The 15,227-nt window shown below is 34.2% G+C and carries 18 protein-coding genes; 10 read left to right on the plus strand and 8 right to left on the minus strand.

Annotated elements, in window-relative coordinates:
• Nucleotides 1–268 precede the first annotated feature (268 nt).
• The 3 genes from ACUL40_RS20810 to modA form a co-directional block, all read right to left on the minus strand.
• Nucleotides 269–1,120: a GRP family sugar transporter gene (locus tag ACUL40_RS20810; RefSeq protein ID WP_000353544.1), complete on the minus strand. Its 852-nt coding sequence runs from the start codon at nt 1,118–1,120 to the stop codon at nt 269–271.
• Nucleotides 1,121–1,420: 300 nt separating this feature from the next.
• Nucleotides 1,421–2,095: a molybdate ABC transporter permease subunit gene (gene modB / locus ACUL40_RS20815; protein WP_050292905.1), complete on the minus strand. Its 675-nt coding sequence runs from the start codon at nt 2,093–2,095 to the stop codon at nt 1,421–1,423.
• Nucleotides 2,096–2,100: 5 nt separating this feature from the next.
• A complete protein-coding gene (gene modA / locus ACUL40_RS20820) occupies nt 2,101–2,907 on the minus strand; it encodes a molybdate ABC transporter substrate-binding protein (protein WP_139847213.1) in 807 nt (268 codons plus the stop codon).
• A 160-nt stretch (nt 2,908–3,067) separates the two neighbouring features.
• Between modA and ACUL40_RS20825 the strand changes: the two genes are divergently transcribed.
• Nucleotides 3,068–3,988 (plus strand): substrate-binding domain-containing protein, encoded by a 921-nt coding sequence (locus ACUL40_RS20825; RefSeq protein ID WP_002180310.1) that lies wholly within the window; start codon nt 3,068–3,070, stop codon nt 3,986–3,988.
• A gap of 218 nt (nt 3,989–4,206) precedes the next feature.
• Here ACUL40_RS20825 and ACUL40_RS20830 read toward each other — a convergent pair whose 3' ends face one another.
• Together ACUL40_RS20830 and ACUL40_RS20835 are read right to left on the minus strand one after the other, a co-directional pair.
• Entirely contained in the window at nt 4,207–4,308 is a 102-nt protein-coding gene (locus tag ACUL40_RS20830; RefSeq protein ID WP_001060017.1) for a DUF3948 family protein, read from the minus strand.
• A gap of 254 nt (nt 4,309–4,562) precedes the next feature.
• Nucleotides 4,563–5,429 (minus strand): LysR family transcriptional regulator, encoded by an 867-nt coding sequence (locus tag ACUL40_RS20835; protein ID WP_000423031.1) that lies wholly within the window; start codon nt 5,427–5,429, stop codon nt 4,563–4,565.
• A 127-nt stretch (nt 5,430–5,556) separates the two neighbouring features.
• Between ACUL40_RS20835 and ACUL40_RS20840 the strand changes: the two genes are divergently transcribed.
• On the plus strand, nt 5,557–6,525 hold the full coding sequence (locus ACUL40_RS20840; RefSeq protein WP_002182372.1) for a DMT family transporter: 969 nt from the start codon (nt 5,557–5,559) through the stop codon (nt 6,523–6,525).
• A 21-nt stretch (nt 6,526–6,546) separates the two neighbouring features.
• The gene (locus ACUL40_RS20845) at nt 6,547–6,687 is read left to right on the plus strand and encodes a YrzO family protein (protein WP_000894065.1); all 141 of its coding nucleotides are present in this window, start codon (nt 6,547–6,549) and stop codon (nt 6,685–6,687) included.
• 60 nt (nt 6,688–6,747) lie between these two features.
• Here ACUL40_RS20845 and ACUL40_RS20850 read toward each other — a convergent pair whose 3' ends face one another.
• Nucleotides 6,748–6,843, minus strand: coding sequence for a DUF3948 family protein (locus ACUL40_RS20850; RefSeq protein WP_001060007.1), 96 nt, complete (start codon nt 6,841–6,843; stop codon nt 6,748–6,750).
• A 337-nt stretch (nt 6,844–7,180) separates the two neighbouring features.
• On the opposite strand from ACUL40_RS20850, the gene ACUL40_RS20855 reads away from it, so the two are divergent.
• Nucleotides 7,181–7,786 carry a lysophospholipid acyltransferase family protein gene (locus ACUL40_RS20855; RefSeq protein WP_000277778.1) on the plus strand — a complete coding sequence of 202 codons (606 nt, stop codon included), beginning with the start codon at nt 7,181–7,183 and terminating at the stop codon, nt 7,784–7,786.
• A gap of 72 nt (nt 7,787–7,858) precedes the next feature.
• Here the strand turns inward: ACUL40_RS20855 and ACUL40_RS20860 are convergent, their stop codons facing one another.
• Entirely contained in the window at nt 7,859–7,954 is a 96-nt protein-coding gene (locus ACUL40_RS20860) for a DUF3948 family protein (protein ID WP_001059999.1), read from the minus strand.
• 305 nt (nt 7,955–8,259) lie between these two features.
• On the opposite strand from ACUL40_RS20860, the gene ACUL40_RS20865 reads away from it, so the two are divergent.
• From ACUL40_RS20865 to ACUL40_RS20885, 5 genes are all read left to right on the plus strand, one after another.
• Nucleotides 8,260–9,237 (plus strand): LacI family DNA-binding transcriptional regulator, encoded by a 978-nt coding sequence (locus tag ACUL40_RS20865; protein WP_065212382.1) that lies wholly within the window; start codon nt 8,260–8,262, stop codon nt 9,235–9,237.
• Nucleotides 9,238–9,398: 161 nt separating this feature from the next.
• Nucleotides 9,399–9,728, plus strand: coding sequence for a PH domain-containing protein (locus ACUL40_RS20870; RefSeq protein WP_445423055.1), 330 nt, complete (start codon nt 9,399–9,401; stop codon nt 9,726–9,728).
• A 118-nt stretch (nt 9,729–9,846) separates the two neighbouring features.
• A complete protein-coding gene (locus ACUL40_RS20875) occupies nt 9,847–10,683 on the plus strand; it encodes a YitT family protein (protein WP_000248045.1) in 837 nt (278 codons plus the stop codon).
• Nucleotides 10,684–10,821: 138 nt separating this feature from the next.
• Nucleotides 10,822–11,178, plus strand: a complete 357-nt coding sequence (locus ACUL40_RS20880; protein WP_000728422.1) for a YxeA family protein — start codon at nt 10,822–10,824, stop codon at nt 11,176–11,178.
• A 736-nt stretch (nt 11,179–11,914) separates the two neighbouring features.
• The gene (locus tag ACUL40_RS20885) at nt 11,915–12,679 is read left to right on the plus strand and encodes a TatD family hydrolase (protein ID WP_000871102.1); all 765 of its coding nucleotides are present in this window, start codon (nt 11,915–11,917) and stop codon (nt 12,677–12,679) included.
• Between the two features lie 116 nt (nt 12,680–12,795).
• Here ACUL40_RS20885 and ACUL40_RS20890 read toward each other — a convergent pair whose 3' ends face one another.
• Nucleotides 12,796–14,445, minus strand: a complete 1,650-nt coding sequence (locus ACUL40_RS20890; RefSeq protein ID WP_326038119.1) for a polysaccharide deacetylase family protein — start codon at nt 14,443–14,445, stop codon at nt 12,796–12,798.
• Between the two features lie 239 nt (nt 14,446–14,684).
• Here ACUL40_RS20890 and ACUL40_RS20895 point away from each other — a divergent pair, with 239 nt between their 5' ends.
• Complete coding sequence (locus ACUL40_RS20895) at nt 14,685–15,218, plus strand: transglycosylase SLT domain-containing protein (protein WP_000713249.1); 534 nt, start codon at nt 14,685–14,687, stop codon at nt 15,216–15,218.
• Nucleotides 15,219–15,227: the final 9 nt, after the last annotated feature.

A 15,227-nucleotide genomic window follows, 5' to 3' on the forward strand; every position in this document is an offset into this window, starting at 1 on the left:
AGTAGAGATATGTTATAAAAACGATATCATCTTTAAGAGAATTTTGTAAAAAGAAAAGACTTACCGTAGATGGAATGGATAATGAGAAGGAGGAAATTCATGCTAATATTAGCTATTATTAATCTCTTTATATGTGTAGCTGGTTTGCTAGAGTGGAAGAGCAATTATAAGGGGCAAGAACATACAAATAATTATATCTAGAAAATAATTAGAATTAAAAAACCCCTGAAGTACATATGCTTCAGGGGTTTACTAATAGAATATAAGATTATGCTTTTGTCATACCAAGTAATACAGCGCCGCCGATAATTAAAACACTACCTAGTGCAATAAAGATCAATTGACGTTTTGTTTTCTTTTCACCTAAGAATACAATCGCACCGAATGTTGAGATAACGATTCCAGTTTGAGATAATGGGAAGCTTGTTGCTACTCCAACACGTGGTAATGAAAGAAGTAAGAATAAGTTTCCAGTTCCCCATAGTAAACCAGACAAAGCATTACGGATTGCATATTTGTTAAATGGTTTATGTTTAGACGTCAGTACAACCGCACCAACAAACATACCAACTGCTTGTGGTAAAATAGCAGACCAACCATCGATATTATACCAACGAATAATAATTACATATACAAGATAGCCGAAAGTAGAAACAATTAAAGTAAGAAGTCCTTTTTTCAATTGTCCAGGTGGCTGAGCATTTTCTTTATCATCTAATGATGTGAATACAACACCAACTACGATTAATAGGATTGCAATCGTTCCCAGAATGATCGTTGTAGTAGTAGTCCACTCACGGAAAGCGATAACCCCAAAGATAGAAGTTGCAACAAGTTGCATACCAGTAGAAATCGTTACAGTAGTTGAAACACCTAGTTTTTCAACTGTTTTTAATTGGTTTACTTGTCCTAAAGCCCAGAATAAACCTGAAATAAAACCAACAATTAAGATTGTCATTGTTAAAGCTGGTTGAGTAAATACATACATAATTGTTGCGAAGAATAGAGCACCGATTGTCATACCTACCGTTTGGCTATATGCACCACCGCCCATTTTTACGCTTACTAATAAGATGTTTCCCCATGCAATTGCAGGAAGAAGCGCTAATAAAATGTCCATTACAAGACTCCCTTCGGTTTGCTATACCAATATAGTTACATATCGTTCTAACGATCGGTAATGCCCCACTAATAGAGTAGAAGATTACCGATCGCTAAAACAGGATGAAGAATTCACGATATAAATGCGTTTTCATTTCTTCATTTTTTGAAACACCTCCATATAATAACAGGAAATTGCCTATTTTAGAAAGTGAATTCAAATAAAATGTATATTTTAATAAGAGGTAAAATTCAGTTATTTCCCGGTGGTATATTTTATTTCCTAAGAAATAAAGAAGCAGCTTCGAAAAAAGCTGCTTTAAGAGTTAGTAATTCTTTTATTAATAAGTTGAATACATAGTAGAAATACGAGTGACATACCGATAGTAATAACTACAAGTGTCCATGCGAGTTGCATATTACTTGCATCAATAGCCATGTAAATTGCAGTTGGGATTGTCTGTGTTTTACCAGGAATGTTCCCGGCAAACATAAGTGTAGCACCAAATTCACCGAGCGCGCGGACAAAGCTCAAAATCATCCCGCTTAGTAAGGCAGGAAATGCGAGCGGAAGTGTAACGTGCAGAAAAACTTGATATTCACTTGCGCCAAGGTCACGAGCACTTTCTTCAATTTGTACATTTGCGATAGAAAATCCCGTTTTCGCTGATTGGTACATAAGCGGAAATGCAACAACTGTAGAAGCAATAATCGCAGCAGTAGATGTGAACATAATAGACTGCTGAAATAATGATTCAACCCACCTTCCGATCGGGCTGTTGTTTCCAAAGATGATAATGAGAAAGAAGCCGATAACAGTTGGTGGAAGTACCATTGGTAATAAAAATATGGTTTCTAATATTACTTTATATCGCCATGAGGAGCGAGCTAGTGCTCGCCCGACAATTGTCCCTAAAATTGTAACGAGAATAGTGGCGCATGCAGCTACTCTTAAAGATAGAAAGACAGGCGATAAAATAGCATCAATGCTCATAGTAATTACGACAGGACTGTAAATCCATATTTTTTAAAGATAGATTGTGCATCTTTTGACTGCAAATACTCATAAAATGAAGTCGCCTCTTTCTTATGTTTAGATTCCTTTATAACACCTAAAGGATAGTGGATTGGCTCATGAGAAGTAGCTGCTGCTGTCTCACCAATCTTTACTTTATCCGAAATGAGAGCATCTGTTTTGTATACGATACCAGCATCGACATTCCCTGTTTCTACATATGTTAACACTTGGCGAACATCTTTTGTAAATACGACTTTATTTTGAACATCATTCCAAAGGTTTTCGTGTGTTAGAGAAGCCTTTGCATATTTGCCAGCAGGTACAGATTCAGGTGTACCAAGTGCAATTTTTTTTATTTTTTCATCTTTTAAATCTTGAATTTTTGTAAGAGAACTATCTTTTGGGACGACTAGAACGAGTTCGTTTCCAAGGAGATTTTTCCCCTCTTTTTCATTAATGAATCCTTTTTTTACAAGGGTTTGGAATTTATCTTCTGCTGCTGAGAAGAATAAATCAGCAGGTGCACCTTGTTCAATTTGTTGTTGAAGTGCTCCAGAAGCACCGAAGTTAAAAGAAAGTTTGATATTTGGCTCTTTTTCTTTATATTGTTTTTCGAGTTCTTTTAATGCATCTTGTAAGCTTGCAGCAGCTGAGATAGTCAGTTCAACTGGTTTATCCTCTTTAGCAGCTGACTTTGTATGCTTTTCCCCACTTGTACAAGCAGCGCTAAATATAAGAAGGAAAGAAAGTATAAGTGCCCCGATGGAACGTAATATAAATTTATTCATAAAAAAATCCCCTTTCATTTTGACACATCTAATTATAACTAAATATAACTAAATATAACTAGTTATAATTGAATATAATTTGAACATATGTCTATTTTTAAAAAATAGGAGAAATATTCTTTTCTTTGTTACAATGAAAGGAGAAAGTGAGGAATCGTCTATGGATCATCATTCCTACACAACGGAAGAAGTAGCAAAGCGATTAAAAGTATCAAAATTAACTGTATACGACTTAATTAAAAAAGGAGAACTTCCTTCTTATAGAGTTGGTAGACAGATGCGCATTGATGCAGCAGATTTAGATCAATATATAAAGCAAATGAAAACAGGGAAAGTACAAGTTAATCCTGTGAAAAACGATGGTAGTAGTATCTTGAACACGTGTATTATTAGTGGTCAAGAACTAACGTTAGATATGTTAGCTAAACGTATAGAAAATCGTTTGCCAAGTTCTAATGTTTTAAGAGCGTATCAAGGTAGCTTAACGAGTTTAGTGAAAATGTATCAAGGAGAAGGAAGTATCGTTAGTTTGCATTTGTTTGATGGTGAAACGGGTACATATAATATTCCTTACGTAAAACGTATTTTAGTAGGACAGCCATGTCTTATGATTAATTTATTGTCCAGAAATGTAGGGTTTTATGTTCAAAAAGGAAATCCGAAGAAAATAAAGACATGGGCTGACATATCCGGGTCCACTATAAAGTTTGTGAATCGAGAAAAGGGTTCTGGTATTAGAGTGTTAGTGGATGAACAATTACGAATCCGAAAATTAAATAAAGCTGATATTAGTGGATATGAATGGGAAGAATCGAATCATCTTGGTGTTGCCACGCAAGTTGCAAATGGAAAAGCTGATGTAGGAGTAGGTTCAGAAAAGTTTTCGCAAATTGTAAATGTGGACTTTATTCCAATCATGAAAGAACAGTATGATTTAGTAATTTTGAAGAATAAAGAAAATGAAGAGCTGATTGAAGTTGTGAAAGACATTCTGCAATCGGAAGAATTTCATAATGAATTAAATGCGATTGGCGGATATGATATTACGAAAACAGGTCAAATTGTATATGAAATAAAGTGAAACTTTAATCAGTGTGGGGGTTCTTCATCCCCCACTGATTATTAGCCTTCACCAATCGGACTTTTATGGGCAGCCCGACCCCCACCTAATTTCTTTGCTTTCGCTGAATTTTGAGGTGGGGGTCTTACTGCCCATTAAAGCGGGACAAACTAAAAAGCTGCTTGTCTATAAGACGAGCAGCTTTTTCTATATATAAAGGGGTTTGGGGAAACAAAGTGTTAAATAAGACCTTGAGCAAGTGTATAAATGAAAGCCGTAAGAAGAGTAGCTCCACTTGCAAGTCCGATAAAGTCTGATTTGTTGAAAGTAATGTTGTTCATTATAATCTCTCCTTATTTGTTTAATGTAGTTGCAACAGCTTTTGCATCGACAAGTGCGGATAGCACCATGCCCATTGTATTTAAAAATTTATTTGATTTCATATTGTTCATCATGCGTATCCGCTCCTTTTCGAATAGTTGTTGCCCTGCTTATGTCTTAATTATAGGGAATATGGATACTTCCAACTATCGAATTAGCTTACGAAAGACTTACACTTTTGTAAGAAAAAAAGACATTCATGTAAGAATGTCTTTCACAGCATATTGATATGATGATGGTCTTCAATAGTTTTTAAAAAACTACGCATTGAATTCGTCATATAGCTATCTTTACGGCGTATGAAAACCGTTGAAATACTGCCGTATTTTTCAGGGATTGCATGACAATGTACCTTACCTGCTTTAGAAAGATGATGGACAGCAGACTGTGGTACGAGTGTAATTCCGAGACCGAGTGCAACACTGTTTAATATTGTCTCTAATATATTGAATTCCATAATTCTTTTTGGTAGCAAACCTTCGTCTTTAAGCCAACGTTCTAGTTTGGAGCGGTATCCACATCCTTGGTTAAAAACGAGTAGAGGCGTTGTTGTAAATTCTTCTATATGAAAGGCTTTATTTTGTGTTATAAGCATTAATTTCTCTGTACTAACATCGTATTGTTCGATTAGTGGATGTTTAATAGGACCTGATATAAAGGCGCCATCTAATTGATGATCAAGTACTTCTCTAATTAATTCTTCTGTTAGACCCGCTTGTAATGATAAATCGACATTCGGATAGCTTTTATAGTAAGAAGATAAAATGGTAGGCAGTGTACTTACTGTTTCGACTGTACCGATTTTTAATATACCAGAAGGTGTTTCGCTATCTAAAAATACTTGTTTTAGTTCGTCGACATCTTGCAAAATTTTACTAACATAAACGAGCATTTTTCTTCCTTCAGCTGTTAAAGTCATTCCTCGTTTATGGCGGTAAAAGAGTGGGGTTTTTAATTCGTTTTCTAGTTGTTTAATACGTGCAGTTACATTTGATTGTACATAATTTAATTCCTTTGCTGCGCTACTTACACTACCCTGATCGGCAACGCTTTTAAAGATTTGTAAGTCTCTTAATTCCATTTTGTAATCCCCCTTGATGTTAACTATCATTATAAATGATAGTTAACATCATTTTGAATCATTTTACGTGATATATTTTTTCTTTTACAATTCTCTTTGTGCAAATAGAAAGAAACGGGGGATTGCGGTGAGAAGAGGTCAAATGATAATAGGGGCTTTGGCGTGTTTAATTGCGAGTATGTCATGGGGAGCGATGTTTCCAGTTGCTGATCATGCGCTAGAATACATAGATCCATTTTATTTTTCGCTTATTCGCTATGGAGCAGTGGCGATAATGCTGATTGTATTGTTGTTAGTGAAAGAAGGAAAACAGGCATTTTGTTTAGAGGGAAGAGGAAAGTTACTCGTCTTTTTTGGAACGATGGCATTTACAGTATATAATGTCCTCATATTTTTAGGGCAAATGTTAATGGGTAAGTCGGGTGTAATGGTAGCTTCCATTATGGAAGCACTTATGCCGATGATTTCTATTTGTATTTTATGGGGATATAAGCATATAAAACCGAAGAAGTATATGATAACGAGTATGGTTATTGCTTTTGTAGGAGCTGTGTTTGTTATTACAAAAGGTGACATGAGTTTCTTTGTAACATTGAAAGATAATATGTTCCCATTAGCATTTATATTTATTGGTGTTGTAGGGTGGGTTATTTATACGATGGGTGGTCAAACTTGTAGTGATTGGTCAACATTACGTTATTCTACGTTGACGTGTGTATTCGGTACGACTGTTACAGGAATTATAACGGTAATTATTACGTCGCTTGGATATATTTCAGTTCCGAGTATGGGAACGATTTCTATTGTGAAATATGATTTGTTATTCATGATGACATTGCCAGGTATTGTAGCGCTACTTGCTTGGAACTATGGTGTGAAAATTTTATCATCCATTAATGGGATTTTATTTATTAATTTTGTACCAATTACGACTTTAGCTATTATGATGATGCAAGGGTATCAAATCACAATGTTTGATATTATAGGGACTGTACTTGTTATTGCAGCGCTTATTCGCAATAACGTTTGCCAGAGAAAAGAAGAAAATATAAATAAGAGAGTTTTACAAGAAGAACAATTACGTCAAGCTGTTTAATAGGCAAATGGAGGATTTCACATGTTAGAAAGTTTATTGTTTTTCTTCGCCGTCGGAGTTGCCTGTGAGCTTGCAGCAATTAATCGAAATGGTCGTAAAAAGATAAAACAACAAGCTGAGCTGATACAGCTTTTAAAAGAATTGAAAGAAAGAAAAAATTAAAAAGACGACCGGGCATAGACGGTCGTCTTTTTCTATATAAAGGGGAAAGGGGACACAAAGTTATACAAGCGTAGCAGCGTAAATGAAAGCAGTAAGAAGAAGAGAGCCGCTAGCTAATCCTAAAAAATCTAATTTGTTAAAAGTAATGTTATTCATAATACATTCTCCTTACTTGTTTAATGCAGAAGCAACAGCTTTTGCATCGAAAAGAGCCGATAATACCATGCCCATTGTATTTAAGAAATTGTTCGTTTTCATTTTGTTCATCATATTGATCCACTCCTTTTCGAATAATTGTTGCCCTGTTTCTGACTTAATTGTATGAAATATAGTAAGAAGTAACTATCGAATTAGCTTACAAGAAAATTACACTTTTGTAAGAATTGAAATTTAACAATTCATCCTTAATTTTATTACCAACTCCTAAAACTTAGTGTTATAATTATTATAAGAATATGATTATACTTCGGATGTTTAGAAAGGAACGAAATAAATGTATAAACCAATTACATTTTTGTTGAAATATATATTTAAAACAGCTGGGAAAGTAGAAGTACAAGGAAGAGAAAAGCTACCAGAAGGTGGACCCTATGTTGTTGCATGTACACATACAAGTTTTATGGATGTATTAATGTTAGCTACAGGGATGTATCCAACTCAAATTCATTACATGGCCAAAAAAGAATTATTTGAAGGGAAATTCAAAAATTGGTTCTTTAAAAATGTAAATGCATTCCCTGTAGATCGTGCGAATCCAGGACCAAGTACACTTAAAATTCCATCACGTTTATTAAAAGAAGGAAAGGTAGTAGGGATTTTTCCGAGTGGAACAAGATCAGCGGAAGATGTTTCATTAAAAGCGGGTGCTGTGACAATTGCGATGCGTTCCAATGTTCCGTTAGTACCAGCAGCTTATGTTGGTCCATCAAGTGTAAAAGAATTAATAAAGGGGAAAAAGGCACAATTGATTTTTGGAGATCCAATTCAAATTGAGGCTGGAGAACAAATAGATCGAAAAACCGCTATGAAAATGATGACGGATCAATTAAATGAGAAGTTTGAGGAGTTAAAAGAAGCTTTGCAATCAAATCAAAAATAAGAAAAGACGACCGGGCATAGACGGTCGTCTTTTCTATTACTATTTATAATAAAGGGGAAAGGGGACACAAAGTTATACAAGCGTAGCGGCGTAAATAAAAGCAGTAAGAAGAATCGAGCCACTAGCTAGTCCTAAAAAATCTAATTTGTTAAAAGTGATGTTATTCATAATACATTCTCCTTACTTGTTTAATGTAGAAGCAACAGCTTTTGCGTCGATAAGAGCGGAAAATACCATGCCCATTGTATGTAAGAAATTGTTCGTTTTTATTTTGTTCATCATATTAATCCGCTCCTTTTCGAATAGTTGTTACCTTGTTTCTGACTTAATTGTATGAAATGTTGCGGAAAGTCACTATCGAATTAGCTTACAGAAAAATTACACTTTTGTAAGAGAAAAGAATGAAGGTGTAATGATAAGAAGATTTGACATATGTTCATGAGATTCATTAAGTTAAAGGTAGAGGTGAGTGTATGGCTAATATTAAAGATATTGCAAAGATGGCGGGAGTTTCAGTTACGACTGTTTCGAGAGTGTTGAATGATCACCCATATGTAAGTGAAGAAAAAAGAAAAGCGGTTATAGAGATAGTTGAGAAATTGAATTACTCGCAAAACGCAAATGCTGTTCATTTATCAAAAGGAAAAACGAATATTGTTGGTGTGATTTTACCGTATATTAATCATCCGTGTTTTGATGCGATGGTGAGCGGAATGATGGAGGCTGCGTTAGCGCATAATTACAGGGTGCTACTTTGCCAAACGAATTATAATAAAAAAGAAGAAATGAAAAGTTTACATATGTTAAAAACAAAACAATTGGATGGTCTTATTATTTGTTCACGTGCAAATGATTGGGAAACGATAGAACCGTATGCTTCTTACGGCGCAATAATTGCTTGTGAAGACAATGATATTTCAAACATCTCAAGTGTATATACGAATCATTCAGCGGCCTTTCAATTAGGAATGGATTATTTGATTGAGAAAGGTTATAAAAAAATTGGTTATTGTACGGGAAGAAAATTAGGGCCGAGTAGTCAAAAGCGTTTTGATGTTTATAAACAGCAATTGCAATCTATAGACGAAGAGGTTAATGAAGAATGGATTTTTACAGAATGTTTTACACTAGAAGATGGTGTAAAAGTGGCTCATAAGTTAAAAGAGATGCAGGATCTTCCTGAAGCATTAATAGTAGCAGGTGATGAAGTTGCGATTGGGGTTATGACAGAGGTTGAAAAATTAGGGATTCAAGTTCCTGAGGATTTAGCGATTATTGGCTTTGATAATCAACCTATCTCGCAAGTGTTACAATTGACAACTATTGATCAAAATTTAAAGGAGATAGGGAAAACTGCTTTTGAAATGTTGCATAGAAAAGTGAATGACGAGAGTTCTGAACAAGAAAAGCTGGAAATTCCATACGAACTTGTGGAACGCTCTACAGTTTAATCGTAATCCGTTATGTGTATAATCGCATAACGGATTATTTTTTTGAAATATCTTTGACAGGAAACGCGTTTCATACTTTATAAAGGAGTTAAACCGGTCTGTAATAATCCATGGATTCTTTTCAAGTGTTAATGCAGTGAATAGAATTTGGAGGAATATGCATGAATGAACTTTTATCGAGTATGAAAAAGTATGTAGATGATGATGAAAAGATTCTGGCTTTTGTGGTAGGGATATTTGAGAAGGATAATTTTATATTATCGTATCAACATGGGGTTTTTGTTGCCACTACTAGACGTCTCCTTTTTTACGGGAAATTTCCGTACTATTCTTCAACATTTAAAGAGTATTCATATTTGTATATAGATAGCATAGATTTTCATCCGTATTTTGAATTTACTTGTGGTCATGAAACCATTCGCGCTAAGTATATTCAGAAAGGGAATGTGGAGCGATTTGTCCGTGCAGTTAGAGCAAATATGAATAATTAATCAACCCTCTGTTTAAACATGATATTTCAATTTTTAAGAGGGAAAATGCGGAATAAAAACCACTTCTAAACCTCTAGGAGATAGTGATACAATGTCAAATGGGGGGAGGGTATGAACTATGGTTAATCAACGTATAAAGGAAATAACACTAATTACAATTGGTTCATTATTATTCGCAATTGGTATTAATTACTTTGCAATTCCAAACCGTTTATCGGAAGGTGGAATTATTGGTTTAACGGTTGTTACGTACTACTTATTTGATTGGTCACCAGGAATTGTGAACTTTGCTATAAATGCAATTTTACTAGCTGTTGGTTATAAATTTTTTGATAAGAAAACAATGATTTATACAATTTTAGGGATTGTAGAAACATCTTTGTTTTTATACGTTACAGAACATATTGAGTATCATGTAAATAGTGATACATTATTAGCAGCTTTATTTGCTGGTTTATTTGTGGGAATTGGATTAGGTTGTATGTTCAAAGCCGGAGGTACATCGGGAGGATCAGCAATCTTAGCTCAGTTAGCAAATCAATATTTAGGTTGGAGTGTAGGTAAAGGCGTACTAATTATTGATATTGTTGTAATTGCTGGTTCTGTATTTATAATAGGGCAAGAAAAGGCGATGTATACACTTGTGGCTGTGTTCATTGGAGCGAAGGTGATTGATTTCATTGTAGAAGGAATGGATACAAAAACGGCTGTTACAATTATTTCGAATCAACCAGATTTAATTCGTGAAGCTATTACGAAAAATATGACACGCGGTGTTACTGTATTAGAAGGGCGCGGCGGATATACTGGTAAAAATAAAGAAGTTTTATATGTTGTTATTAATAAACAAGAGCTTGTTAAGTTAAAACAAGTTATTAGCCGGGTAGATGAAGATGCTTTCGTTGTTATACATGATGTACGTGATGTACTTGGCGGTGGCTTTAAAGCAAGCTAAAAGGTGAACGAGCAAATTCGTTCACCTTTTTTAATTCTTACAAAAATGTAAGTGTAATGTAATGAGATTCAATAGTAGATTTTATTCCCCCTTTTTAAAATGGATGTATATATATCCTGCAGAGGAGGAATGTTTATTATGAAGAAAAAAATGATCACTACTATAATAGCGATGATAGTGATAGTAGTAATGTTACTGCCTACGAAACTTGGACCAGTTATCGATAAATATAATCCATTTTATAAGACGAAAGAATACTATACGGTTGTGAATACAATTGGTCAGCATATTGGTGATGAGTGGTATGAATATGAATTTATTGCATTCGATGAACGTGGTAGAGAGCAGAAAATAAAGAAAACGGTTAAGCATATGTTAAAGAGAGATGAAGCATTAAAGGTTTTTGCAAAAGGACGTTACGGTGAATCGATTGAAGAGATTGAGGTTGCAAATATTCCTATAAATGCGAAGAGCAAACTTTTAACGATGAGATAGTGAAATATACCCCCGGCTATTTTTTGTCGAAAATAAAAATACTGGGTAAGGGTATTTTTGAGATTAACAAAAAAGCCTTAGTCCATATAGACTAAGGCTTTTTTATTATATAAAGGGGAAGGGGGTACATTGTAGTAGCATGGGTGAAAGGTATAAGAAGAGTAGCTACTAGCAATGTAATTTGGTTATGTGAGTGTTCTTCTTATTTGGCTTACTTTCTAACTTTATTGTACGAAATATAAGTAAGGGGAACTATCGAATTACATTACACATAACTTACAAACATGTAAGCCTTCTGTAATGTAATTCGATAGTTAAAAGATAGTAATTTTCATATAGTGTAACTAGAAAGTCTCAATGTATTACTTTCTGTTTGTAATGAAGAATGAAAAACCAACTAATTTTTAATAATCCTCATCTGAATAAAGATGGGGATCTTTTTTTAAACCTTACAACATTGTAAGGTTTACGTAAGTTAATTCGATAGTAAATTTGTCATATTTTTTGCATAATAGATACAGATAGAAAAATAATTAGGGATCTAGTAAGAAGGGAGAAGAATGGGATGCGTAAAGAAGAAGTAGTGAAGTTACCAATTAAAGATTTCTGTAGCTACTTTACTGTTGCCGTAGTGTGTATTGGATTATTTGATATCATAACAAACTTAATTGTTAAATAATATAGATGCTAAAACAAGAAAGGAAGTCCTTTCTTGTTTTTTTATGGGGGCATAAAGATGAAATGGATTGATAGTCATATACATGTTGATCAATATAAGGATGAAGAGAAGAGCAGATTGCTAAAAGAGGTGGAAAATAGTAAGGAAATAAAGGGGCTTATTGCGGTATCTATGAATTATCAATCTTGTAAGGAAACGTTATCTTTAGCGAAGAAGTATCCCTTTATATATCCAGCGATAGGGTTTCATCCAGAGCAACAGATCCATAAAGAAGAGTGTGAACAGATTTATCAACTTATTGAACAGAACGCAGAGGAAATTGTTGCGATTGGTGAAGTAGGTTTGCCCTATTATTTGAGAAAAGAAGATGAAAGAATTGCTGCAGATCCATACATAGCTGTATTGAAAAAATTTATAGAACTAGCTAGTAAGTATAATTTGCCGATTGTATTACACGCAGTTTATGAAGATGCTGACATTGTATGTGATTTGCTAGAGAAATATAAAGTTTCACGTGCACACTTCCATTGGTTTAAAGGAAGCGATGAAACAATGAAACGGATGATGAGAAATGGTTATTATATTTCGATTACACCGGATGTTTTACATAAGGAGAAGATTAGAAAAATCGTTTCGTATTATCCGCTTGAATATATGATGGTAGAAACAGATGGTCCGTGGGAATTTCAAGAAGATGTTATAACGCACCCAAGAATGATTCGAGAGGTATTAAAGGAAATTAGTTCTATAAAAAACATATCCATTGATAAGGTCGCAGAAACAATATATGAAAATACAAGTCGATTTTATTTGAAAGGATAGGAGAATTATAGTTTTAATCATGTAACGGAAGAAGTAAAAGTTGAATTTATTTAATAAAATGCCACGGTTTGATATAGGACAAAAAACCACCAAGCGGTCCGCTCGGTGGTTTTGTATTAGGATTCTAATTTTTTCGCACGTTTTAATAATAAAAGAAAGACAATGATAACGAACCCCAGTATAAGGAAGAAGCCATATTGCTTTATATAATCAATTATGTCATTCGCACTGGTTGGTTTTTCAACGTGAATGCCGTCTTTATTCGTCGTAATATGAATATCTTTCATTTTTACTTCATTCTTTTCCTTTTGTAAATCAATCCATTCTATATTTGGAATACTTTCTAGATCCTTTAACACTTCTTTTAATGGTTTCGCACCTAAGTAAGGATGATAGAATGCACCAATAACTCCATCGGATAATTTAGAAACAGATAGAGCACGCTCTTTCATTTTAGCAGTAGTTTGTGGCGTATCTTCTTCAATAAATCCGACTGTTTCAGGCAATAGTTTCATTCCATGTAAAAATGATGGAGTACTTGTATAATATGGTGAGTGCATGGATTTCCAAGTTGTATCATTTAACTGTAGTTGTCCTACATAAGTTGAAAAGTACCTTGATAATATTTCATATCCTTTTTGAGACATCGTGTAATGAGGTGCTTCAAAGGCAACAGGATATAGTTTAGCATCTACAAGTTCTTGAATTCCTTTTTCGATATGATCTTTCGTATATTTTTCCTCGAATTCTTCCCCTTTTTTTACATATTGGTTATATGCCTCTATATTTGGAAAGTCATCTTTTGTCTTCGGTTTTTCATGCTTCGGTTGGCGAATTGGTTGATCTGTTTTTACATCCCAAAATTCAAAGCCTTCACCTGTTTCACTGTCATAAAATTGGTGAGTATAACCATGCATAATAATTGCTGCACCATCATCTTGCATAGAGCGTAAAAGATCAACTAGTTCTGGTTTATCTTTTAAATGTATTATCTTTCCTGTATCTGGATCTTTATATACCGGAATAACAGTAATCATGTAAGGCATCTTTTTCTCTTTTAGTAATTCAGCAATTTCTTTCAATTGATTTATATCTGCTGCGGGGTGAACATCCTCAAGGCGTAAATAAGCTTCAACTTTATTTTTCGTTGGTTTTTGGCTGAAATAAGAAAATAACATTTCACCGACGTAATGAGACATCCAGTCAAAGAGGTTAGGTGTTGCAACATAATAAGATGTTTCATGCTGAACGATTAGTGGGTTAGTGTTATTTGAGCTTAAGGCGTTAGCAAGCACAGTTCCATTCGTATCAAATGATTGAATTAATCGTTCCTCCTCTAAGGTATTTTTTAGCTTCTTGCCTGGATATTCAATTTTATTAACTCGTATATCATCACTATTCAAAGTAATGAAAGAAAAACGCTTAGATAATTGTTCAACATTTTGTCCTAATACTAATACAGGGCCGGAGAAGTTTTCTAGAAATTGTTTCGTTTCATCAGAAAACGCTTCTTTTGTTTCACCGATATAAACAATATGTGTATAGGAGGATACGTTATTAATTGAAGTTGCTTCTTTTAAGTTTTTTACGGTTATATCATTTGTAAAATGTCCTAATTGAGTATTAAGGATTTGGACATTATTTGAAAATTTATCGTCTTGTGTACTATACAAAACAAGTACTTTTGGTTTTGATGATGTTTGTGCAGAGGTGTAGGTAGGGATGAGTAGTAAAATGCTGAACAAGAGTGTTAGGCATTTTTTCATTTTGTATGCTCCTATTCTATATATAGAGTTCAGTTTACAATTATATACAATAAATGCGTTATAGTCTATGAAAGTTACATTTTTGCACGTATTTACCAGCTGTTTTTTCACAAAATCGGTCTAAAGCATGATGATAATATGTATAGTTATTTGCTATGATAAAAGAGTAATAGAATGTAGGTAATTGTAAAGGGAAGGCTGAAAGGGGACAAATTTCAGCGGAGAAAGAGGTAGAGGTAGTGAAGAAATTCTTTGTAGGATTTTTAGTTGTTCTTGGAGTATATTTATATTTCCAAGGAAAGTCTGAAGGAATGGATAAGCTAGTGAATGGAACAAGCTATGTTGATTCAGAAGAAGCAAAACAGATGAAACAAATCATTATAGAGGAAGCGAAGAAAGTAAATCTTCCAGAATGGATACCTCTTGCAATTGCCGAGCATGAAAGTCGATTAAATCCAAGAAGTGTTGGAGATAATGGAACTTCATTCGGATTGTTTCAACTACACCGCGGCGGCGGGCTTGCACCAGAGCATTTAACTGATGATGAGCTGAAAGATCCACGTACAAATGCGCAAATTGCAATGCCGCATTTAATGAAAGGATATAAGCGTGGGGTGCAAAAAGGTTTGACTGATTTTGCATTACTGAAATATATAGCGAATACATCTGGATGGCCAGGGAATTTAGGGCCAGAGTGGACGGATAATAACATGAAGTATAACATCGGATTAGAAGATGTGTACTATCGAAATAAAGGTGTAATAAAAGAGTAGGTTTTGATA

This window comes from Bacillus sp. KNSH39, from assembly GCF_052656585.1.